Origin of the sequence: Pseudomonas protegens (genome assembly GCF_003363755.1) — a bacterium.
Classification (GTDB): domain Bacteria; phylum Pseudomonadota; class Gammaproteobacteria; order Pseudomonadales; family Pseudomonadaceae; genus Aquipseudomonas; species Aquipseudomonas danubii.
Genome location: NZ_CP031396.1, coordinates 1,626,217 through 1,647,533 on the forward strand (window position 1 = coordinate 1,626,217; position 21,317 = coordinate 1,647,533).

General features: G+C 60.6%; 18 protein-coding genes. 7 read left to right on the forward strand and 11 right to left on the reverse strand.

The features are described from left to right. The first annotated feature begins 56 nt into the window (after nt 1–56). From mnmC to DWF74_RS06910, 5 genes are all read left to right on the forward strand, one after another. Nucleotides 57–2,033 (forward strand): bifunctional tRNA (5-methylaminomethyl-2-thiouridine)(34)-methyltransferase MnmD/FAD-dependent 5-carboxymethylaminomethyl-2-thiouridine(34) oxidoreductase MnmC, encoded by a 1,977-nt coding sequence (gene mnmC, locus DWF74_RS06890; protein WP_115580660.1) that lies wholly within the window; start codon nt 57–59, stop codon nt 2,031–2,033. A gap of 203 nt (nt 2,034–2,236) precedes the next feature. Next, entirely contained in the window at nt 2,237–4,009 is a 1,773-nt protein-coding gene (locus tag DWF74_RS06895) for an N-acetylglutaminylglutamine amidotransferase (protein ID WP_102860830.1), read from the forward strand. 3 nt (nt 4,010–4,012) lie between these two features. Continuing rightward, entirely contained in the window at nt 4,013–5,758 is a 1,746-nt protein-coding gene (gene ngg, locus DWF74_RS06900; RefSeq protein ID WP_115580661.1) for an N-acetylglutaminylglutamine synthetase, read from the forward strand. A gap of 127 nt (nt 5,759–5,885) precedes the next feature. Continuing rightward, nucleotides 5,886–7,070 carry an osmoprotectant NAGGN system M42 family peptidase gene (locus DWF74_RS06905; protein WP_115580662.1) on the forward strand — a complete coding sequence of 395 codons (1,185 nt, stop codon included), beginning with the start codon at nt 5,886–5,888 and terminating at the stop codon, nt 7,068–7,070. A gap of 86 nt (nt 7,071–7,156) precedes the next feature. Then, nucleotides 7,157–7,384 (forward strand): YheU family protein, encoded by a 228-nt coding sequence (locus DWF74_RS06910; RefSeq protein ID WP_025127101.1) that lies wholly within the window; start codon nt 7,157–7,159, stop codon nt 7,382–7,384. Between the two features lie 35 nt (nt 7,385–7,419). On the opposite strand, the gene DWF74_RS06915 is transcribed toward DWF74_RS06910, so the two are convergent. Further along, the gene (locus DWF74_RS06915) at nt 7,420–7,752 is read right to left on the reverse strand and encodes a YnfA family protein (protein ID WP_060840471.1); all 333 of its coding nucleotides are present in this window, start codon (nt 7,750–7,752) and stop codon (nt 7,420–7,422) included. A 64-nt stretch (nt 7,753–7,816) separates the two neighbouring features. Beyond that, the gene (locus DWF74_RS06920) at nt 7,817–8,632 is read right to left on the reverse strand and encodes an SDR family oxidoreductase (RefSeq protein WP_115580663.1); all 816 of its coding nucleotides are present in this window, start codon (nt 8,630–8,632) and stop codon (nt 7,817–7,819) included. Between the two features lie 296 nt (nt 8,633–8,928). Here DWF74_RS06920 and DWF74_RS06925 point away from each other — a divergent pair, with 296 nt between their 5' ends. Then, nucleotides 8,929–9,081: a DUF3309 family protein gene (locus DWF74_RS06925; RefSeq protein ID WP_007945780.1), complete on the forward strand. Its 153-nt coding sequence runs from the start codon at nt 8,929–8,931 to the stop codon at nt 9,079–9,081. A 99-nt stretch (nt 9,082–9,180) separates the two neighbouring features. On the opposite strand, the gene DWF74_RS06930 is transcribed toward DWF74_RS06925, so the two are convergent. The 9 genes from DWF74_RS06930 to DWF74_RS06970 form a co-directional block, all read right to left on the reverse strand. Continuing rightward, nucleotides 9,181–10,143 carry a fimbrial protein gene (locus DWF74_RS06930; RefSeq protein WP_115580664.1) on the reverse strand — a complete coding sequence of 321 codons (963 nt, stop codon included), beginning with the start codon at nt 10,141–10,143 and terminating at the stop codon, nt 9,181–9,183. Nucleotides 10,144–10,150: 7 nt separating this feature from the next. Next, nucleotides 10,151–12,643 (reverse strand): fimbria/pilus outer membrane usher protein, encoded by a 2,493-nt coding sequence (locus tag DWF74_RS06935; protein WP_240322033.1) that lies wholly within the window; start codon nt 12,641–12,643, stop codon nt 10,151–10,153. 231 nt (nt 12,644–12,874) lie between these two features. Beyond that, nucleotides 12,875–13,615, reverse strand: coding sequence for a fimbria/pilus periplasmic chaperone (locus tag DWF74_RS06940; RefSeq protein WP_115580666.1), 741 nt, complete (start codon nt 13,613–13,615; stop codon nt 12,875–12,877). 55 nt (nt 13,616–13,670) lie between these two features. Next, complete coding sequence (locus tag DWF74_RS06945) at nt 13,671–14,192, reverse strand: fimbrial protein (RefSeq protein WP_082729923.1); 522 nt, start codon at nt 14,190–14,192, stop codon at nt 13,671–13,673. Between the two features lie 354 nt (nt 14,193–14,546). Next, nucleotides 14,547–16,634, reverse strand: coding sequence for an LTA synthase family protein (locus DWF74_RS06950; protein WP_115580667.1), 2,088 nt, complete (start codon nt 16,632–16,634; stop codon nt 14,547–14,549). A 339-nt stretch (nt 16,635–16,973) separates the two neighbouring features. Beyond that, nucleotides 16,974–17,165 (reverse strand): PLDc N-terminal domain-containing protein, encoded by a 192-nt coding sequence (locus tag DWF74_RS06955; RefSeq protein WP_102860821.1) that lies wholly within the window; start codon nt 17,163–17,165, stop codon nt 16,974–16,976. A gap of 84 nt (nt 17,166–17,249) precedes the next feature. Then, the gene (locus DWF74_RS06960) at nt 17,250–17,780 is read right to left on the reverse strand and encodes a hypothetical protein (RefSeq protein WP_102860820.1); all 531 of its coding nucleotides are present in this window, start codon (nt 17,778–17,780) and stop codon (nt 17,250–17,252) included. Nucleotides 17,781–17,894: 114 nt separating this feature from the next. Continuing rightward, on the reverse strand, nt 17,895–18,413 hold the full coding sequence (locus tag DWF74_RS06965) for an ankyrin repeat domain-containing protein (RefSeq protein WP_102860819.1): 519 nt from the start codon (nt 18,411–18,413) through the stop codon (nt 17,895–17,897). Between the two features lie 97 nt (nt 18,414–18,510). Then, a complete protein-coding gene (locus DWF74_RS06970) occupies nt 18,511–20,349 on the reverse strand; it encodes a long-chain-acyl-CoA synthetase (RefSeq protein ID WP_115580668.1) in 1,839 nt (612 codons plus the stop codon). A gap of 678 nt (nt 20,350–21,027) precedes the next feature. Between DWF74_RS06970 and DWF74_RS06975 the strand changes: the two genes are divergently transcribed. Next, nucleotides 21,028–21,306 carry a DUF3509 domain-containing protein gene (locus DWF74_RS06975; protein ID WP_019093389.1) on the forward strand — a complete coding sequence of 93 codons (279 nt, stop codon included), beginning with the start codon at nt 21,028–21,030 and terminating at the stop codon, nt 21,304–21,306. Nucleotides 21,307–21,317 lie beyond the last annotated feature (11 nt).

Here is a 21,317-nt window from a genome sequence, read left to right on the forward strand (position 1 = left end):
CAGGCACGGGGCCGGTGATCGGCTAGAATGGCCGCCTTGCGCCAAACGAGCCGAACATGACACCTGAACTGCCCCACGCCCAGCTCGACTGGGACGACCAAGGACGCCCGCGCTCGCGGGTCTTCGATGATGTGTACTTCTCCAGCGACTCGGGCCTGGATGAAACCCGCCATGTGTTCATCGAACAGAACCGCCTGCGGGAGCGCTTTGCCGCGCTCGAGGCAGGCGAAAAATTTGTCATCGGTGAAACCGGCTTCGGCACCGGGCTGAATTTTCTCTGCGCCTGGCAGTTGTTCCAGGAGCAGGCGCCGGCCACTGCCCGGCTGCATTTTGTCAGCGTGGAAAAGTACCCCCTGAGTCCGGCCGACCTGCAACGGGCCCTGGCCCTGTGGCCGGAACTGGCGGACCTGAGCCAACCGCTGCTCAAGCACTACGTCGCCGTGCACGCTGGCTTCCAGCGCATCGTGCTGGACGATGCCCGGGTCACCCTGACCCTGCTGATCGGCGATGCCCTGGAGCAACTGCCGCAACTGGACGCCCAGATCGACGCCTGGTTTCTCGACGGCTTCGCCCCGGCAAAGAACCCCGACATGTGGACCCCGGAACTGTTCGCAGAACTGGCGCGCCTGGCGGCGCCGGGCTCCACCCTCAGCACCTTCACCAGCACCGGCTGGGTACGCCGCCTGTTGAACGCGGCGGGCTTCAAGATGAAGCGCACCCCGGGCATCGGTCGCAAATGGGAAGTGCTGCGCGGCGACTTCCTCGGCTGGCCGGAAGACGCGCCGCCGCCAGCCCGAGCCAAGCCTTGGTTCGCCCGCCCGCCGGTCCAGGCCAAAACCGCGCTGGTGATCGGCGGCGGGCTGGCCGGTTGCGCCAGCGCCGCCAGCCTCGCTGCCCGCGGTTGGCAGGTGCAATTACTGGAACGCCATGAGCAACTGGCCCAGGAAGCCTCGGGCAATCCGCAAGGGGTGCTTTACCTCAAGCTTTCAGCCCACGGCACCGCACTGTCGCAGATGATCCTCAGTGGCTTCGGCTACACCCGACGCCAACTGGAACACTTGCAACGCGGCCAGGACTGGGACGCTTGCGGGGTGCTGCAACTGGCGTTCAATCCCAAGGAGGCCGAACGCCAGGCGCAGTTGGCCGCGGCCTTCCCCACCGACCTGCTGCGGCGGCTGGATCAGCCAGAGGCCCAGGCCCTGGCCGGCATCGGCCTGGACCACGGCGGCCTGTTCTATCCCGAAGGTGGCTGGGTGCATCCGCCCGCCCTGTGCCAGTGGCAGGCCAAGCATCCGCAGATCCGGGTCCTGACTCATCAGGACGTGCTGGAGTTACGCCGGGTCGACCAGCAATGGCAAGCCTGGGACGGCGAACGGATGCTGGCCAGCGCAGCGGTGGTGATCCTTGCCGGTGCCGCCGAAATCAAACGCTTCCCGGCCAGCGCCGAATTGCCCCTCAAACGTATTCGCGGGCAGATCACCCGCCTACCACAAACCGAGCACAGTCAGAGCCTGGCCACCGTGGTCTGCGCCGAGGGTTACGTCGCTCCGCCGCGACTGGGCGAGCACACCCTGGGCGCCAGCTTCGACTTCAAGAGCCAGGACCTGACGCCGACCACTGCCGAACATGCCGGTAACCTTGCGATGCTGCGGGAAATTTCCAGCGACCTGCTGCAACGCCTGAACGCCGAGCAGTTGCCCCTGGACCGCCTGCAAGGCCGCGCGGCCTTCCGCTGTACCAGCCCGGACTACCTGCCCATCGTCGGTCCTCTGGCGGACCCGGAAGCGTTCGCCGACACCTACGCCGCCCTGGGCAAGGACGCGCGCCAGGTGCCGGACCTGCCCTGCCCCTGGCTCGACGGCCTGTACATCAACAGCGGTCATGGTTCTCGCGGGCTAATCACCGCGCCGCTGTCAGGCGAACTGCTGGCCGCCTGGCTGGAAAACGAGCCGCTGCCACTGCCCAGGAGCGTGGCCGAAGCCTGCCATCCCAATCGCTTCGCCCTGCGTCGCCTGATTCGCGGCCAGGCCTGAAGCAGAGCGGCGGCGCTGATTTTTCAGCGCCGCCCATGACCGCTAGCCAGCACGACCGACTCCATCCAACAGCCCGCCCTCGCTCAACTGCTTATAACCGATTGATCTAAAACTCCCGAGTTATGCACAGGTCAGTTTCCAGGTAGCCGCCCTTTTGGCGACTGCAGATTGACTCTCCCCAACGGAAAAACCGGTAAGGACTTATGTGCGGATTAGCTGGCGAATTACGCTTTGATCATCAACCTGCCGACCTGGCAGCGGTTGAACGAATCACTCATCACCTGGCCCCCCGTGGCCCCGACGCCTGGGGCTTTCACAGCCAGGGCCCGATCGCCCTCGGCCATCGGCGGCTGAAAATCATGGACCTGTCGGATGGCTCGGCGCAGCCCATGATCGACAACCAGCTGGGGCTGTCCCTGGCCTTCAACGGCGCGATCTACAACTTCCCCGAACTGCGCGCCGAACTGGAAGCCCGGGGCTATGCCTTCCACTCCGGCGGTGACACCGAAGTGCTGCTCAAGGGCTACCACGCCTGGGGCGCCGACCTGCTGCCCAAGCTCAACGGCATGTTCGCCTTCGCCATCTGGGAGCGCGATGCCCAGCGCCTGTTCATCGCCCGCGACCGCCTCGGGGTCAAGCCTTTGTACCTGTCGCGCACCGGCCAGCGGCTGCGCTTCGCCTCAGCCCTGCCGGCCTTGCTCAAGGGCGGCGACATCAACCCGATCCTCGACCCGGTGGCGCTCAATCACTACCTGAACTTCCACGCCGTGGTGCCGGCGCCACGCACCTTGCTGGCGGGCATCGAGAAACTGCCACCGGCCACCTGGATGCGCATCGAAGCCGACGGCCGCAGCGAACAGCAGACCTGGTGGTCCCTGCCCTACGGCCCCCGTGCCGACGAAGCCCGGCTGACGCTGGAAGACTGGACTGACCGAGTGCTCGAAAGCACCCGCGAGGCGGTGGCCATCCGGCAACGGGCGGCGGTGGATGTCGGCGTGCTGCTGTCCGGCGGTGTCGATTCCAGCCTGCTGGTAGGCCTGCTGCGGGAAGTCGGGGTAGACGACCTGTCGACCTTCTCCATCGGCTTCGAGGATGCCGGCGGCGAACGCGGCGACGAGTTCCAGTACTCGGACCTGATTGCCCGCCACTACGGCACCCGGCATCACCAGTTGCGCATCGACGAGGGCGAGATCATCGACCAGTTGCCGGCGGCGTTCCGCGCCATGAGCGAACCGATGGTCAGCCACGATTGCATCGCCTTCTATTTGTTGTCCCGAGAAGTGGCCAAGCACTGCAAGGTGGTGCAAAGCGGCCAGGGCGCCGACGAACTGTTCGCCGGCTACCACTGGTACCCGCAGGTAGACGGCGCCAGCGACCCGTATGCCGCCTACCGTGCGGCCTTCTTCGATCGCAGCTACGACGACTACGCGGCCACCGTGCAGCCACAATGGCTGACGGCACACGACGCCGCCGGCGACTTCGTCCGCGAGCATTTCGCCCAACCCGGCGCCGACGCGCCTGTGGACAAGGCCCTGCGCCTGGACAGCACGGTGATGCTGGTGGATGACCCGGTCAAACGTGTGGATAACATGACCATGGCCTGGGGCCTGGAGGCGCGCACGCCGTTCCTCGACTACCGCCTGGTGGAGCTGTCGGCCCGGGTGCCGGCGCGCTTCAAGCTGCCGGACGGTGGCAAGCAGGTGCTCAAGGAAGCGGCGCGGCGGGTGATCCCCAGCGCGGTCATCGACCGCAAGAAAGGCTACTTCCCGGTGCCGGGCCTCAAGCATTTGCAAGGCGACACCCTGAACTGGGTGCGTGAACTGCTGCTGGACCCGAGCCAGGATCGCGGCCTGTTCAACCCGGCCATGCTCGATCGCCTGCTGACCGATCCCCAGGGCCAACTGACGCCCCTGCGCGGCTCCAAGCTGTGGCAACTGGCGGCCTTGAACCTATGGCTCAGCGAACAAGGAATCTGACCGATGAAAGCTCACGCCACGGCTTACAGCCAACGCCTGCTGCGCGGCCAGGCGCCGTCCTATGAACGTCTGCAAGCGCGCTTTGCCGAAGACGGCAGCGAACCCGGCAATGAACCCATCGCCGTGCATTGCGGCTGGGGCCGACTGCTGATCGGCCATACCTTTCCCAACCCCACCCGCCTCGCCGAGGAGTTGCTCAACGAGCGTCCCGGCGAGCGCGACATCGCTCTGTATGTAGCGGCGCCGCAACAGGTGCTCGGGCTGGAACCGGCGCAACTGTTCCTTGACCCTTCCGACACCCTGCGTCTGTGGTTCAGCGACTATCGCCAGGCCACCCGGGTGTTTCGCGGCTTCCGTATCCGTCGGGCCCAGAGCGAATCGGACTGGCAGGCCATCAATCAGCTGTATCAGGCCCGGGCCATGCTGCCCATCAATCCGAAGCTGCTGACTCCGCGCCATCAGGGCGGTCCGGTGTACTGGCTGGCCGAGGACGAAGACAGCGGCGCGGTGATCGGTAGCGTCATGGGCCTGAACCACCACAAGGCCTACCAGGACCCGGAGCACGGCAGCAGCCTTTGGTGCCTGGCGGTGGACCCCGATTGCAGCCGTCCGGGCGTGGGCGAAGTGCTGGTGCGGCATCTGATCGAACACTTCATGAGCCGCGGCCTGAGCTATCTGGACCTGTCGGTGCTGCACGACAACCGCCAGGCCAAGAACCTCTACGCCAAGCTGGGCTTTCGCACCCTGTCGACCTTTGCCATCAAGCGCAAGAACGGCATCAACCAGCCGCTGTTCCTCGGCCCCGGGCCCCAGGCGGACTTCAACCCCTATGCACGGATCATCGTCGAGGAGGCCCATCGCCGTGGCATCGATGTCCAGGTGGATGACGCCGACGCCGGGCTGTTCACCCTCAGCCACGGCGGGCGCCGGGTGCGCTGCCGGGAATCCCTGAGCGACCTGACCAGTGCCATCAGCATGAGCCTGTGCCAGGACAAGAGCCTGACCCACAAGGTGCTCAAAGAGGCCGGCCTGAAGCTGCCCGCCCAGCAATTGGCGGGCAACGCCGACGACAACCTGGAGTTTCTCGACGAGCACCATCGGGTGGTGGTCAAGCCGTTGGACGGAGAACAGGGACAAGGCGTGGCCGTGGATCTGAGCACGATTGAAGAGGTGCAGCGCGCCATCGACCAGGCCCGCCGCTTTGACAGCCGAGTGTTACTGGAAAGCTTCCACGAAGGGCTGGACCTGCGCATCCTGGTGATCGGCTTTGAAGTGGTGGCCGCGGCCATCCGCCGTCCCGCCGAGATCATCGGCGACGGTCGGCATTCCATTGGCGCCTTGATCGAGGCCCGCAGCCGCCGACGCCAGGCGGCCACCGGCGGCGAAAGCAAGATCCCCCTGGACGCGGAAACCCAGCGCACCCTGCATGCCGCCGGTTATGACTACAACAGCGTGCTGCCGGCCGGCGAGCGGCTGTTCGTCCGGCGCACCGCCAACCTGCACACCGGCGGCACCCTGGAAGACGTCACCGGCATTCTCCATCCGACCCTGGCCGACGCCGCCATCCGCGCGGCCCGGGCCCTGGACATTCCGGTGGTCGGCCTGGACCTGCTGGTGCCGGCAGCAGACCAGCCGGACTACGTGTTCATCGAAGCCAACGAACGCGCCGGGCTGGCCAACCACGAACCGCAGCCCACCGCCGAGCGTTTTATCGATCTGCTGTTTCCCCACAGCCAACCGGCGCCTTGATCCTTCGCCGGCCAGCCGGCTCCTGCCCCATTGGTAGGAGCTGGCTCGCCAGCGAAGGCGCCCCCCCAGGCCCTCCATCCATGCCCTCATCGAAACCATCGATGGCCTTTTTTCATCAGGAGTTTCCATGACCCGCCCGATTCCCCAACCGGACCTCGCCTACCTGCAGAAAGTCCTCCTGGAAATGCTCGCCATTCCCAGCCCCACCGGCTTTACCGACACCATCGTGCGCTACGTTGCCGAACGCCTGGAAGAACTGGGCATCCCCTTCGAACTGACCCGGCGCGGCACCATCCGCGCCACCCTCAAGGGCCAGAAGAACAGCCCCGACCGGGCCGTCTCGGCGCACCTGGACACCATCGGCGCCAGCGTCCGTGCGGTGAAGGACAACGGCCGCCTGATCCTGGCACCCGTAGGCTGCTGGTCCAGCCGCTTTGCCGAGGGCAGCCGGGTCAGCCTGTTCACCGACAACGGTGTACTGCGCGGCAGCGTGCTGCCGCTGATGGCCTCCGGCCACGCCTTCAACACCGCGGTGGACGAGTTGCCCATCAGTTGGGACCACATCGAACTACGCCTGGACGCCTACTGCACCACCCGCGCCGATTGCGAATCCTTGGGTATAGGCGTGGGCGACTTTGTCGCCTTCGACCCGCTGCCGGAGTTCACCGAAAGCGGCCACATCAGCGCCCGGCACCTGGATGACAAGGCCGGTGTCGCCGCCCTGCTGGCGGCGCTCAAGGCCATCGTCGACAGCGGTGAGTCGTTGATGATCGATTGCCACCCGCTGTTCACCATCACCGAGGAAACCGGCAGCGGTGCGGCGGCGGCCCTGCCCTGGGACGTCAGCGAATTCGTCGGCATCGACATCGCCCCGGTCGCACCGGGCCAGCACTCCAGTGAGCACGCGGTGAGCGTGGCCATGCAGGACTCCGGCGGCCCTTACGACTATCACCTGTCCCGGCACCTGCTGCGTCTGGCCGCCGAGCACGAACTGCCGGTGCGCCGCGACCTGTTCCGCTACTACTTCAGCGACGCCCATTCGGCGGTCACCGCCGGCCATGACATTCGCACCGCCTTGCTGGCCTTCGGTTGCGACGCCACCCACGGCTACGAGCGCACCCACATCGACAGCCTGGCGGCGCTCAGCCGCTTGCTCAGCGCCTATATCCTCAGCCCACCGGTGTTCGCCAGCGATGCACAGCCGGCCCAGGGCTCCCTGGACCGTTTCAGTCATCAGCTGGAACACGACACACAGATGGAAAGCGACACTCGGGTGCCCTCGGTGGACAGCCTGGTGGGCAACAAGTCCTGAACCGCGACCCGGGGTTTGTGCGCGCTACAACTGGCGGCACACCCCCGGGCGCAGTAGCATCCGGGATTGTTTTTCGGAGGCCCCCCATGCTGATTCCCCACGACCAACTTGAAGTCGACACCCTGACCCGTCTGATCGAAGACTTCGTCACCCGCGAGGGCACCGATAACGGCGATGAGACGCCTCTGGAAACCCGCGTGCTGCGGGTTCGTCAGGCCCTGAGCAAGGGCCAGGCGGTGATCGTTTTCGATCCGGACAGCGAACAGTGCCAGTTGATGCTCAAGCACGACGTGCCCAAGGAGCTGTTCGACTGATGCCTGGACCGGCCCAAACCTTTGGGCCGGGATGCTCAACCGTTGGAAAAGCGCGGGCCGAACAGAATCACACTGGCCCCGATCACACACAGTGCCAGCCCCAGCCAGTCCGAGCCCAGGGGCCGCACCCGCTCCACCACCGCCAGCCAGCCAATGGACGCAACGATGTAGATGCCACCGTAGGCGGCATAGGCGCGTCCGGCGTAACTGGCTTCGACTTTGGTCAGCAACAGGGCGAACAGGGTCAGGCTGATCAGGGCGGGAATCACCCACAAGGCGCTCTTGCCCTGGCGCAGCCACATCCAGAAGGCATAGCAGCCGGCGATTTCAAACAGCGCGGCGAGGAAGAACCACAGGTAATTGAGCATGCAAGGTCTCGTCAGGATTGCCAGGTGCCGGCAACCCTAACGAGGCCAAGGGGGTGGAGCAAGCTCAGTGGGCCCCTTGTTTGGCCTTGGCGCGCATCTTGTCCGCCATCTGGGTCATTTCGTCGTACAGCGCCTGAGGGTTTTTCTGCTTCAGGGCCCAGGCCATGCGCCCCTGCTCGTGGGGGAGGATCATGAACTGGCCGGCGTTGACCTGGGTGTGGATGTAATCGGCAATCTGGGCGGCGGTAATCGGCGAGCTTTCCAGCAATTTGCCCACCTGGGCCTTCATGGCCGGGGTCGGACCACGGAAGGAATCCAGCAGGTTAGTCTGGAAGAACGACGGGCAGACCACGTGCACGCCGATTTCCTGCTGCGCCAGCTCGACCAGCAGGCTCTCGGACAGCGCCACCACTCCGGCCTTGGCCACGTTGTAGTTGCTCATGGCCGGGCCCTGCATCAAGGCGGCCATGGAGGCGATATTGATGATCTTGCCCTTGCTCTGTTCCAGCAGCGGCAGAAAGGCCTTGCAGCCCTTGACCACGCCCATCAGGTTGATCGCGATCTGCCAGTCCCAATCCTCCAGGGACAGCTCGCCGAAGAACCCGCCCGAAGCCACGCCAGCATTGTTGACGATGATGTCGATGCCGCCAAACTTCACTTCGCAAGCCTGGGCAAAGGCGGTCAACTGGCTGTAATCACGCACATCGCAACGCTGCACGAAACCGTCGCCACCGGCGGCGCGTACCTGCTTCAGGGTTTCCTGCAGGCCCGCTTCGCTGACATCGGACAAGGCCAGCCGCCAGCCATCGCGGGCCCAGCGCAAAGCGATTTCGCGACCCAGGCCAGAGCCGGCGCCAGTGATCATCATGCGATTGTGCATAAGAGTTGCCTTGTTGTTCCGGGGAAGATGGGCCGCAGTGTAGCGAAGGCCCCTGCGCCACCCACGCACCATCAGGCTGCTGAATGCCCCGGGCAAACCGCTGGCCGGGTGCACGCTGCCGCGCGATCGATGACAGACGCAAAGGAAATAACCCGGGCAGCGCAATGCATTAAAAAATTTGGAATTATCTCGATAGGCGCAGAGTCGGATTTATTAAGCGCTTGGCTTTATTCATAAAGCCAAGTTGTCCTTGAACAACTGCGTTGTTCAACTCTATTCAATTCAAGGAAACCACCATGGGCACCATTCTGATCGTCATTCTGATTTTGCTGCTGATTGGCGGCCTGCCTGTATTCCCTCACTCCAGAAGTTGGGGTTATGGCCCTTCGGGAATCATCGGCGTCGTGCTGGTGGTGCTCTTGGTGTTATTGCTGCTGGGCAGGATTTGAATCAGCCAGACCGCTTTAGCGTGAACTGACTACTGAAACAGCCAGCGTCCTGACGACAGGACGCTGGGCAGGGTTCACAGACGAGTGAAGAACCCCCGTTCATTCATACATGAACGTCACCGTGGCGTTGGTCAGGACATCGCCTGCCGTTACTTCCGGACCGTACTGAATGTAAAAGGCAGTGAGCGGGATACTGAGTCTTTCGTCATCGACAGTAGTTTGCGAAGTCTTGAACTCAGTGCGGGTGCTAAACATTTGCTGGGTCTGGCTGCTGGCATCACCTTGAACCAGGATCAGGCCCACGCCCTTGGCCATGCGTTTACCCACGCTGTTTTTTAAAATATGCAGGTCGGTATTGAGCCCGGTGATGTAATAGGCAACCTTGACGCCTTTGTCACACTTAAGATCGATCGCAAACGACTTGGGGCCGATCGGAGTGGGATTCGGCTTGAACTTGCCCAGTGGAACAGTGGGCATGGTGACCGTTTGCACCGGACGGGCGACAGTACAACCCCTGCTCTGAGCGGTGTAGGACACGTTATTGAACGAAATCTTATTGCTCAATTGGTTGTGATAATAAATCTCGATCTTGTGATCGATGAACTTTCCCGAGCTGATGGTGCCGGTCTTCACCAGTTCGAACCTGAACTTATGCGGCGGTGAATAGGTGGTGGGGTTCAACCGACGCTCGAACCTGGGCCATCCCATGTAAACACCGCCCTCGTTGTACCAGTAGATCCGCATGCCAATCCCCGGCACTCCCGTCTCATAGACATGCTCAAAGGCGGTCTTGGTGGCGCCCCCGACAAAGCCGTAGTCAAACCAGAGCCCGTTGCCACTACAGGTCATGGTGGTGTTGCCCTGGTCTATCTCCTTGACCAGGATAGTGCTGCCCACCGGAATATCGCGCGGAGGCTTGAGCATGGCGAAGTCGGCACTGGTGAAGGGGGTCGACAATGGTTTTCCGGTGCATGTGGCCAGAGCGTGATTGCCATAAATGGTGGCAAGCAGTAACCACGCGATTAAGGACCACCGATTGTTGAGCAGGACTTTGATATTCATCCAATACCTACCTGTTTAAGATTGCGCCGCCCTTATGGCAGGGCAACTCCAATTGCTGGTAATACTCGTCATTCGAGGAGGGGTCGGTGGGCATGCGATAAGAGGCCAGACAACTCTGCCCTGCCCCCCACTGAATCAACAACTGGCCCTGACCTTCCAACCCCCGAACAAAGGCTCGGCCGCCCTGTCCGACCTGCGTCAACACCTCCCCATTGGCACCGAGAACTTGCGCGCCCAAGGGAATCATCTGGCCATCATCGCGTACCAGTTTGAGCAGCACGGCCGTCCCCACCACGGTCGGATAACGCAACATGACCACCGCCCCCGCACGCGGAGCTGTCTGTTGCGAGGTCATCTCCAACTCGACATCCCGGGAAGTGCCCTTAGGGTCCAGGGCCATATCGTTGCGTCGATAAGGCGTAAGTCCGGTCACGACTGCATAACCGTTATCAGCGATCCGCGTGTTGGCGTTACTCAGGACCTGAGCCCCTTTGGCCCCGGCGGCTTCGAGCACGGCCATGGTTTCGCCCTGCCCCGAAGTGGCGTTGATGCCGCCCGGGTGGGCGACCAGGGTGCCTTGCATGGCGAAGCTGGCTTGCTGATAGTTCTGGCCACGGCTGGCGCTCAGGTTGTAGTTGGCATGGGCCGCGTCATAACGCAGGTTGCCGCCATAGTTGCTGTTGCTTTGCCCCGCATAACGATCACGTGAGCCGTAGAGGCTGTAACCGACCTGGGCGTTTTCGCCGAGACTGCCACTCAAGGAGCTATTGACGCCGTGATTGCCGCTGCCGTCGTAGTTGATGGACGAGCTCAGGTAGGGTGAATAGCGGCTGCGTCCCAGAGGCAAACTGATACTGAGCAGGTATTGATTGTCCATGCTGCCCCCTCCGCTGCGGGTGCGGGCGGCGCTGAAACTGAAACTCCCCCAGCTGTAACTGTTGGAGTACCCCACCTGATAGCTCAGATCCCGCCCCTGATCGCGACGCCAGTAATCCTGCGCCAGACCGGAAAAGTTCAGCTGCCCCATGCGCTCGCCTATCGGCTGGCTCAGGCTCAACTGCAGCCGACTGCGTTGCTTGAACGACCGGTCTTGCGACGGGCTGTCCCGCAGGCGAGCGTACTCGTCGAAGTTCAGATAACCCTCACTGGAGAACCGATAGGCCGCCACGCTGAAGTTGGTGGCAGTGGTTTCAATCAGCTTGTTGTACGACAAGCGCAGGCTGCGACCACTGAGTTGCGTAGGGCCGTCAGCCTCTGAATCGTTCAAGCCCGAGGCCTGGGAATGGGTCAGATCCAGCGCCACCGCTCCCAGGGAAGTGCTCAAGGCCACGCCGCCCTGCCACGCTCGATAATCCTGAGCCAGGATACTGCCGCCATAACCGGTCCACAGATTAGACAAGCCGTACTGATAGGTTCCCTGGACAAAACCGGGCAGCGTATCCAGGCTGTCATCGCGGTAGCGGCCGGCGCTCAGGCTGAAGCGCGAACTGCCGGGTCGCAGTAACTGGGCCATCGAGGCATAGGGCACCACAAAACTTTTGGTCCGCCCATCGGCTTCGGTGATGGTGACATTGAGGTCACCGGCGTAACCGGCGCTGTTCAGGTCATCGATGGCAAACGGCCCCGGGGGCACCGTAGTTTCATGCAACAGGTTCTGGCCCTGGCGCACGCTGACCTTGGCGGTGGTATCGGCGACGCCACGCACCACGGGCGCAAACCCACGCATCGAATCAGGCAACATGCGCTCATCGCTGCGCAGTTGTACGCCGGTAAAGGAAAAACTGTCGAACAGACTGCCGGGGGTATAGAACTCCCCCAGGGTCAGCTGGGCCTGGGCCGCGGTGATATCGCGCTGCACATAGCTGCTCAAGGCGTTGTACTGGCTGCGACCGCCGGAACCTGACTGATCGTCATAACTGTAGGAGCCATTGTGTCGCAGGCGCCATTGGCCCAGGTTGAGCCCCGTATTGAGGCCGCTATAAAACTGGCGACTGCGCTGTCCGTTGCTACGGTTCTCGGACAGGTTGTTGCTGTAGCCGAGAAAGCCTGCATTGACCCCCGCATCCCACTCTTTGGGAGACACATAACCGCGCTGGGTCCGGCTCAGGTACAACTGAGGAATGGACAGATCAGCGCGCAAGTCGGCCATGTCCACTTCCAGGCGCCCCTGAGGCACCATTTCGTCGGGCCCCAGGCACTCGGCGGCGCGGGCCCGGTTGGCCTGGTCCTCGGGCAGCCGGGTGAAATCAACGCCCAGTTGCTCCAGCAAAGCGGGTGGCAGGCAGGGCTCGACCCTTGAACCATCGGCCACAGTCCTGAGCAGGATCTCTTGAGTCCCAACCCGGTTTTGATTGAGATACACATCAAGGCGATAAGTCCCGGGCGTCAGCGGATTACCTTGCTCATACCTGGACAGGTCCAGCGTTTCTCCACGACTGTTGCCAAAGAACGCCGGATTGAAACGAATCGGCTCGTCAGCCGCGCTGACATCAATAACCATCCACGTTCCGATCAGCGTCATGCTGCCCAGAATAAAACCATCACGCACAACCAAACACTTTCTAGAGCAAGCAAGTACGCAACTCACAAGTAACAGCAACTTTTTTGACAAAGCACTCATCTAACCTGCCCGAACAGTCAGTACGATGGGTCAATGACGAAAATACCGAGGCAAATGCCTCGGCACGAACATTAAGCAGGGGATAAAACCAAGAGCTTTTTCTGGAGTATTTTACTGTTGCAGCTTGGCCTCAACGCGCATATTGACTCCAAAATCGTTTATCCATTCGTACATCACACCCCCCCCGACCTCCGAGGCTTTGGGTGTTTGTTCAAAAACAAAATCAGCAGATGATTTTGGAGCGACCATATGACTTTCTACTGTTAAAGCCCGACCATCTTTGAGCTTTAACTCAACCGACTTGAAAGACACATGAAAGGCTCCATCATTGTGCACCTGCAAGACAGTGTCCTTGCCAGACCTGGATAAATTCCAGCGCAGTTTCTCCGCGCTTTCAGTGGAACTTCCCGGAAGATCCGCAGGGCGGAAAAACAACTTCAGACGCGTACGAAACGCCAATTGCATGTGATTGCCGACCTGCGCACTCGCCAGTGGGGGTACATCCAGCACATTGAGCCAGAACACCGACTCGCGATCCTTCGGCAAATGAGTTGACGGTACAAAGGCAATCCGCAGCGACTGCCCCTTGTCGGGATCGATCCGCACCATGGGCGGCATCACCATGAAAGGTGTATCCACCTCATCCGGCTTGGCATCGACGCGACCATCGTCGATCCAGGTCTGTACCAGCGCCGCTTGTTGCCCCTGATTGCTCAGCCTGAGAGAAACTTCGCGCTCCTTGGCTGGATAGACAATTCGCGTGGCATCAACCACCACGCTGGCCTGGACGGATAGAGAACACAGCAAAATAGCGATACAAGTGATCAGACGTGAAATGAAACAACAAAACATGGACTCTATCGCTCACAGGATTAAGCCTCGAAGCTCAGGCTTCAAGGCTTTGATTTCACTCGTAAACAAGATCAAAGGTCAGTTCGGCTTTAACGTCCCCTGCAGTCACTGGGTCTTCACCTGCCAAGTACCGAGCAGCGAATGCAAATCGCGCCTCACTTTCATTTGCAACCACGGGCGCAAACGGCTCTTGAGCAAACGAGGCCAGTAGATGAATAGGATTACTTCCATGATCAAGCAGTTGGATCTGAGCCGTGGAACCACCGGGAGCACTGTTTATAAGAGCGCCTGTTTTAGCGTCCACTTTAGGAAATTCAAAACTAAACTTTCCTTTTAACTTAGTAGCATCACACCCCGACACATGAATAGTAAAAGGACTCGCACCTGCAAAATCACCCGAGCTTTTAAGAGCACTTGTACTCACAGGATTAAGTTTAATTTCAGAAAGCCCGTCTACCTTACATGTCGTGGGTACAACCTTACCCTCAAATGTAAGCAGCACATCATATGCAAAAGCACTGTTTGCCGCGAAGAATAGAGCCGATACAACACCCGCCGCCAAACGAAACTTTTTCATTTAATTCTCCATTTACCCATCATCGTGGCGTACTGCCGACCACACCATTCAACAATCAATGCTGCGTGCCAGATCTGGAGCTTTGTGCGTATCCGTCCGGGCCGAAGCGGATGCGATCATTACAGTCTGTTGTATCGGCTAACATCAGATGAATCCTAAAATCCAAGAAATTTCCCATTTAAACGCGAGAAATCGACTACTCACCGAGAAACTTTTCCCAAGAAGAACGGGAAATACCTCAAGACAAATCAATGGCCTCATCTGTCGACAGGCAAAAAAAAACACCCCATCAGGGGTGTTTTCTTTATCAGCAAGGTCTTGCCAACGCTCTACAAGCGCCGACAAGTCCAAGGGTCAATCCGGCTTGCCGTTGACCACGCCGGCGGTGTTGTCGATCAGGCTCTTGGTCGCCGTCTGCAGGAAGGATTCCAGCTTCTGCTTGAGCTGCGCCTCATCGGCGGCTCCGGAAATCAGCTCGCCGCCAGGGGTTGCACCCAGCTCGTACTTGTACAGCCTGGGCGGCATTTCCTTGGGCAGGACCAGCACCCGATCCGCCGTCAGCAGCGCCACGGTCTGATCGCTGCCCGACGGTTTGACCACGCCAAAGCCCTTGTCGCCTTCGGGCAGGTTGAGCAGGTCACGCCCCCAGCACTGGTGCAACACATCACCACCGAGGCGGCCCATGATGGTGGGCACGATATCGATCTGCGTGCCCACGGTGTGGTCGCGCTGGCCGAACTTCTCCTGGATACCGGGTGCAATCATCAGCATCGGCACGTTGAAACGACCCAGGTCCATTTCGGTGATCTGTTGCTCGTTGCCGAAACCGTGATCGCCGACCACGACGAACAGCGTCTCCTTGAAGTACGGCTCCTTGCTCGCCTTCTCGAAGAACTGGCCCAACGCCCAGTCGGAATAGCGCATGGCGGTCAAGTGCTCATTGAGGCTACCGCGGTCGGTGACCTTCTCCACGGGCAATGGCGTCGGCAATGCGTACGGGGTGTGGTTGGACAGGGTCTGCAGCAGGGCGTAGAACGGCCCCTTGCCTTCACGGGCCTTCAACTCTTCCAGGCCACGGTTGAACATGTCTTGGTCGGACACACCCCAGGTCGGGTCGGAGAACACCGGATTGACGAAGTCATTGCGACCAATGAAGTTGGTCATGCCCTGGTTGCTGAAGAACCCCGACTGGTTGTCCCAGGCAAAATCACCGTTGTAGACATACACATCGTCATACTGGCGGGCGCTCAGCAGCTGCGGCAGGCCAGACAGTTTGTGGCTGCCTTCCGGGGTCTGCATCAGGTATTCAAAGCCCGGCAGGTTGGGGAAGCAGGCCATGGTGGCGAACATGCCCTGGTGGGTATGGGTGCCATTGGAGAAGAAGCGGTCGAACAGCAGGCCTTGTGTCGACAGTTTGTCGAAGTAGGGAGTGATCTCCCCAGGACGTCCCAGCGCGCCCACCGAATGCCCGGCGAAGCTTTCCATCAGGATCACCACGACGTTCTTGATCGGCAGGGTCTTGTCCGCATCCGGCGTGTAATTACGGCGCACGGCGGCGATGTCCGCATCCACCAGTTTGTCGTTCGGCACCAGCAGCATGTCGCGTACGGTCTGTTGAGCCAACGGCTGAGGCAAGCTCGCCTTCCAGATATTGGTGCGGTCTTCGGAGAAGCGATCCTTGGCTGCCGCCATCAACTGCAGGGTGCCGTTGAGGCCCAGCTGGTTGGCGAAGTTCGATTCGGTGGTGTAGACATCCCCCCAACGCATCGGCGGACCCTGGCGCAGGGTGCCACGAGCCGCCACCACACAGATCAGCAGGCAGACCACGAATACCGCAATACGTGCATACCAGGGCGCAACCTGGCGTGCGCCGACATTGCCACCGCTGAACGGACCGCGAGGCCGAGTGGCACGGTCGGCCCACTTGAACGCCAGGCTGAGGATCCAGGCTCCCACGACCCAGGCCAGCAGGTAGCGAACCACAGGGAAACCGTACCAGAGCATGCTCATCACGGTTTTCGGGTCCTCCTTCACATACTGGAAGACCAGACCGTTGAGACGCTGGTGGAACTCACGGTAGAAATCCATCTCCATCAGGCCAAGGAACAAGGCAATGCTGGAGGTCACCGTCAGCCACAAGCGCAGCAGCCCGCGAGCCGCCATGGCCCGGGCACTGAGCATGGCCAGCACCAGCGGTACGCTGAGGTAGACCACCAGCCGCAGGTCAAAACGCAGCCCATTGGCAAACGCTTCGAGGAAGGTCGAAGCCGGGGTGTCGAGAATCATCTCGCGGTTGTAGACCAACAGCGCGACGCGCAACAAAGAAAACATCACCATCATGACCAGCGCGCACAGCAGCGTGTAGGCCAGATGGGATTTGACGGTCGGTTGCAGCAGGCGATTCGAGGATCGCTGCTGACTCAGGGCATCCGAGTTTGCCATGTGGTTTTAGGACCCATTGGAAGTTTAAGTTGCAGAGAAAAAGTGGCGTTCTGCCCTCTTTTTGTCGCCAGGGCGACGGGGATTACGCGGTGCGCAGATGTTGCACGATCACTGAAGGCATTGCCATTGATTAGTGGGCGCTCCCCACAAGCCCAGCTCCTACGGCTCTGGAACAACAGATTGCCGGGATTCGCACCAGGGGAAAAACGCCGGCGAATTGTCTTTGAGGCCTTGTGAAAATTTCGTTCAACGCATGTTTAGTCACACAAAAAAGGGCCTGGCGGCCCTTTTTTTCCATCGCCGGCCATGATGCCGGGGCTGTTCGTCACGTGTCCTGGTTCAGAGCCTGACATTACCTCGGGGACCGGCAATGGCCCAGATGATCAACCCAAGTACGGGAAGGAAGATGATCAACAACACCCAGACAATCTTCATCCCGGTTTCAGCGCTGCTTTTCAGCACGTTGATGATGGCCCAGATATCCAGGGCCAGAATGATCAGGCCAACCAGGCCATTGAAGGTGGAACCCATGGTGTCGCTCCCAAATGAAGGTGTGCCTCTTTAGGATAGTCGCGCTGAATCAGGGTTCCGTTTTATTCCACCGCTATGGCGGATTCAGACGTGCACGGCAATCTTCAACGCTTCCAGGGCCGGCGCTGCGGCGATACCGACTTCGGCACACAACTCCAGCACTCGCGGCAGGTCATTGCCGTAGACCAGCACCATCTGCAGTTCGTCATCCAGCAACTGGCTGAAATTCATCAGCACATAGCCGCCGTTTTCCGGGTTCATGCTGCCCATCTGGATCTGGATGCGGTTCAAGGCCGTCAAGGCTTCGATCTTCGCCAACTGCTTGGGCTTGATGTTGAAAGGCACGTCCTTGCCGAAAGACGCGACGATCTGTGCGAACAGATCAACATAAGTGTCGGCCTGAAACAGCACAGTCTCCGGCAGGCTGCCGACCACCACCCACTCGCCCAGGGGAATGGGGAAGCTGTCGTCGTAGTTGATGTCCGGATTGGCCGCCAGGAACGCCTGGGGATCGGCGTAGGCCTGGGCCGCTTCGTCGGCGATCTGCTGGATCTCGGCATCGCCCATGCACCCGGAGCTGATTTTGCTGATGAGTTCGATAAGGGCGGTTTTCATGGGGACATCCTGAAGACAAGGAAATTCGAGGGCGCGAAGGATAGCCTAAAGTGCGCCCCCAGACCTACGCCTGTGACGCGGGCCTGGCGCCCTCACCCCTCGAACCTTGACGGCTCAGGCCAGGAGTTTTTCCAGCTGTGCGGCAGTGTCCTGCGCACCCATGGTCTTGGCGGCTTCCAGGGCACTGACACCATTGCTGTCGCAAGCCTTGGGATCGGCGCCCTGGCTGATCAGGTAAGTGACGATTTCCGTGCGGTTGAACATCGCTGCCATCATCAGCGCGGTACGCCCGTCAAAGGACGAACCTTCCACTTGAGCTCCGCCTTCCACCAGGGCCTTGACCACCGCCAGGTCGCCCTTGAAGGCGGCGCCGGCGATCGGGCTCTGGCCATTGTCGTTGCGAATCTCGGGATCGGCCTGGTGCTTGAGCAGCACCTGCACGGCGTCCACATGCCCGTGATAGGCGGCCAGCATCAGCAAGGTGTCACCCTTGTGGTTGCGCAGGTTGACCGGCAGGCCACTGGCCGCCAGCTTGTCGAGCATCTGTGCGTCGCCCTGACGGGCCACGTTGAATACCTGTTCGACAAACTGGGCGGCCTCTTCTTCAGTCATCTGGCGGCTTTTGTCGGTCATCGGAAACTCCAGGTTCGGCAAATCGGAAAGGCGCTAGTTTCCCCAAGCCGGCCGCAGCCTGTCATCCCTTTTTTCCCAAGAGCCGCCATAGGCAGAATCAATAACGCAGACGCCCGCCCTGGATATCGGCAAAAATCTGCGGGGTCAGTTGCACATAGGTATCCGACCCGGGAAGCCAGGCATAGACCGGATCGTCGCCGACCCGTTCGAGGTCGAACGCCTGCTCCTTGAGTCGGCTCTTCTGATATTTGAAGGTGCCAGTGGTGTCCATTTTCACCTTGATCCGCAGGAACAGCGGCACCGCGTAAGCCGGAAGCTGCTGTCTGGCATATTGCAACAACTCACTGAAATCCAGGGTTGCCAGCGACTCCGCCGGGGTAATAGCCACCATTCCGGCACGGCCGTTGGTGTTATGGATTTCGACGCCATAGGCCACCACCTCGGCCACTTGCGGGTGCCCCAGGAGAATGTTTTCCACCTCGGTGGTGGAGACGTTCTCGCCCTTCCAACGATAGGTGTCCCCCAGCCGATCGACGAACTGCACATGGCCAAAACCGATGTCGCGCAGCAAGTCACCGGTGTTGAAGTAGCAATCGCCCTTCTCGAACACATCCTTGAGGATCACCTTGAGGTTCTTTTCCGGATCGGTGTAGCCATCCAGCGGCGCCTTGTCGTCGATCTTCGCCAACAGCAGGCCCTGACCGCCCTTGGCGACCTTCTGCATGAAGCCCTGGCTGTTGCGCAATGGCGCCCCGGTGTCGTGGGCGTACTCCACCAATGCCCAGGGGATCAGGGAAAAACCCACGGTGTTGTCGAAGTTGAGGATATTGCTGAAGCCGATATTGCCGTCGCTGGCCGCGTACAGCTCACAGACATGACCGATGCCGAAACGCTGCTTGAACTCGCTCCAGACTCCCGGACGCAGGCCATTGCCGATCATCTTCAACACGCCATGCTCGGTATCCCGGGCAGTGCTGGGCTGATCGATCAGGTAGCGACACAATTCACCGACATAGCCCACAGTCGTCGCCTTGAACCGACGCGCATCGTCCCAGAACTGACTGGCGCTGAACTTGCGGCGAATGGCGAACCCCGAGGCGCCGGTGATGGCCGAGCCCCAGCAGACGCACAGTCCGGTGGCGTGGTACAGCGGCAAGGTGCAATACACCACGTCGCCGGGCTGCATATCCAGGGCGATGGTGCCGAAACCGGCAGAGGTGCGCATCCAGCGCCCATGCTTGAAAATCCCCGCCTTGGGCAGGCCCGTGGTGCCGGACGTATAGATGTAGAAACAAGGGTCGTTGAAGAAGATGCGCTGGGTCTGCAGCAGATTGTCCGCTGGATAACCGGCGCTCTCGGCCATCAGGTTGACCAGGTCCTGCGGAGTCGGTCCAGGGTCGACGAAGGTGTCCTGATCGGCCACGAACCAGGTGCGAGCCGGATCGATATCCACTTGATCGCGTACTGCGGAAAAAGCCGCCAGCAACTCACCACCGACCATGATGCCCACCGGCTTCACCAGTTCCAGGCTGTGTGCCAGCACGCTTTGGGTCTGCGCGGTGTTGAGCATCGCGCAGATCCCGCCAAGCTTGGCCACCGCCAGCACCGTGACCAGCAGCTCAGGGCGATTCTCGATGAAAATCGCCAGTACATCGCCCTTGCCGATGCCCTGCTCCCGCAGGTAAGCAGCGATGCGGTTGGCCCATTGATTGACCTGGGAGTAACTGAGTACCCGATCGCCATACAACAGGGCCGGCCCCTGGGGATTGCGCAGGGTGGCCTGCTCGAAACTCCAGCCCAGTCCACAGGGTTGGTCAGGGTTGTCGATGTTCCCTGCCCTCATGCCTCGCACCACCCGAGGTAGCGCCTTGGCAATGGACGGCACCTTTCGCAGCATCATGCCCCAGGTGATCATGTCGCTCTTGTACTTGTTCATGGTTGCTCCGGTTCGACAGCAAAGGTCTGTGCCCGGGCCAGGCCGGGCGTTGGCAACAGCCAGCGCAAGGCTCAACCGGGGTTGGCGACCCAGGGTTCGGCAACCGGCAAGCGAAGACTGCGGGGATCACCCGCAAAGGGATAAAGGCAGGGCAAGTGCAGCGCTGCTGACAGCACCGGCACTAATGCAGTGGGACCGTTCATGGAGGGCGTCCTGTTTCTTATTATTCGTCGGGCAGGATCGCTGGATCGCGCCGCAACACATTCCATGTCGCAGAAACACCTTTCAAACCTGTTCGGCCGGGTCGCCGAGGCAGCATTGAAACGGCGTGACAGGCTGGAAAATACGTCAGCCGTCGCGGGCCTGTACACGGAGTTTTTGCAAACTTTTGTATCTCCCCGCCGGTTATCTCCAGGGCCCTCCAGCCCCGTCCATAAACGATTGAATTTTCTCTCGGGGCCAGCGGTCATAACGCTGTAGCCACGCCCACGGTCAATCGCCGCCAACCTGCAAAATGCAGGATGCACGATGGCCATTCATGCAATTTGCACGAGACCGGAATTCCTTATAAATTATAACTTATTGATTTATAAGGAATTTATAAAAAAACAATACTGGCACAATCGCTGCACCTATCACTCCACGCTTGCCCTTCAAGAGCTAACGGAGCTGATAGACATGAGCCTGATCCAAGAAAAGTTTTCTTCCCTGTTCTCCAACTTCGAAGTGACCACTCAACCCCGTCCTGACGGTGGCATCCTGCTCACCCTGCGTAACAGCGAAGGCAAACAGTTCAAGCGTTCGATTTCCTACGCGCAGCTGCATGCCGCCGACCAGCTGTCCTGGGTCATCAGTGCAATTCGTCGTGACTTGGCCGAACAGGCCAGTGAGCTGCCGCAGATTTCCATGCTGCAAAGCCAGAACCGCTTTGCCTTGCCGACTTACCACTCCGCGTAAGCCAGCTTCGG

Bases quoted from the DNA above. Each gene is read 5' to 3' on its own strand.
- mnmC (WP_115580660.1), top strand. From the start codon at position 57: ATGACACCTGAACTGCCCCACGCCCAGCTCGACTGGGACGACCAAGGA.
- DWF74_RS06895 (WP_102860830.1), top strand. From the start codon at position 2,237: ATGTGCGGATTAGCTGGCGAATTACGCTTTGATCATCAACCTGCCGAC.
- ngg (WP_115580661.1), top strand. From the start codon at position 4,013: ATGAAAGCTCACGCCACGGCTTACAGCCAACGCCTGCTGCGCGGCCAG.
- DWF74_RS06905 (WP_115580662.1), top strand. From the start codon at position 5,886: ATGACCCGCCCGATTCCCCAACCGGACCTCGCCTACCTGCAGAAAGTC.
- DWF74_RS06910 (WP_025127101.1), top strand. From the start codon at position 7,157: ATGCTGATTCCCCACGACCAACTTGAAGTCGACACCCTGACCCGTCTG.
- DWF74_RS06915 (WP_060840471.1), bottom strand. From the start codon at position 7,752: ATGCTCAATTACCTGTGGTTCTTCCTCGCCGCGCTGTTTGAAATCGCC.
- DWF74_RS06920 (WP_115580663.1), bottom strand. From the start codon at position 8,632: ATGCACAATCGCATGATGATCACTGGCGCCGGCTCTGGCCTGGGTCGC.
- DWF74_RS06925 (WP_007945780.1), top strand. From the start codon at position 8,929: ATGGGCACCATTCTGATCGTCATTCTGATTTTGCTGCTGATTGGCGGC.
- DWF74_RS06930 (WP_115580664.1), bottom strand. From the start codon at position 10,143: ATGAATATCAAAGTCCTGCTCAACAATCGGTGGTCCTTAATCGCGTGG.
- DWF74_RS06935 (WP_240322033.1), bottom strand. From the start codon at position 12,643: ATGGTTATTGATGTCAGCGCGGCTGACGAGCCGATTCGTTTCAATCCG.
- DWF74_RS06940 (WP_115580666.1), bottom strand. From the start codon at position 13,615: ATGTTTTGTTGTTTCATTTCACGTCTGATCACTTGTATCGCTATTTTG.
- DWF74_RS06945 (WP_082729923.1), bottom strand. From the start codon at position 14,192: ATGAAAAAGTTTCGTTTGGCGGCGGGTGTTGTATCGGCTCTATTCTTC.
- DWF74_RS06950 (WP_115580667.1), bottom strand. From the start codon at position 16,634: ATGGCAAACTCGGATGCCCTGAGTCAGCAGCGATCCTCGAATCGCCTG.
- DWF74_RS06955 (WP_102860821.1), bottom strand. From the start codon at position 17,165: ATGGGTTCCACCTTCAATGGCCTGGTTGGCCTGATCATTCTGGCCCTG.
- DWF74_RS06960 (WP_102860820.1), bottom strand. From the start codon at position 17,780: ATGAAAACCGCCCTTATCGAACTCATCAGCAAAATCAGCTCCGGGTGC.
- DWF74_RS06965 (WP_102860819.1), bottom strand. From the start codon at position 18,413: ATGACCGACAAAAGCCGCCAGATGACTGAAGAAGAGGCCGCCCAGTTT.
- DWF74_RS06970 (WP_115580668.1), bottom strand. From the start codon at position 20,349: ATGAACAAGTACAAGAGCGACATGATCACCTGGGGCATGATGCTGCGA.
- DWF74_RS06975 (WP_019093389.1), top strand. From the start codon at position 21,028: ATGAGCCTGATCCAAGAAAAGTTTTCTTCCCTGTTCTCCAACTTCGAA.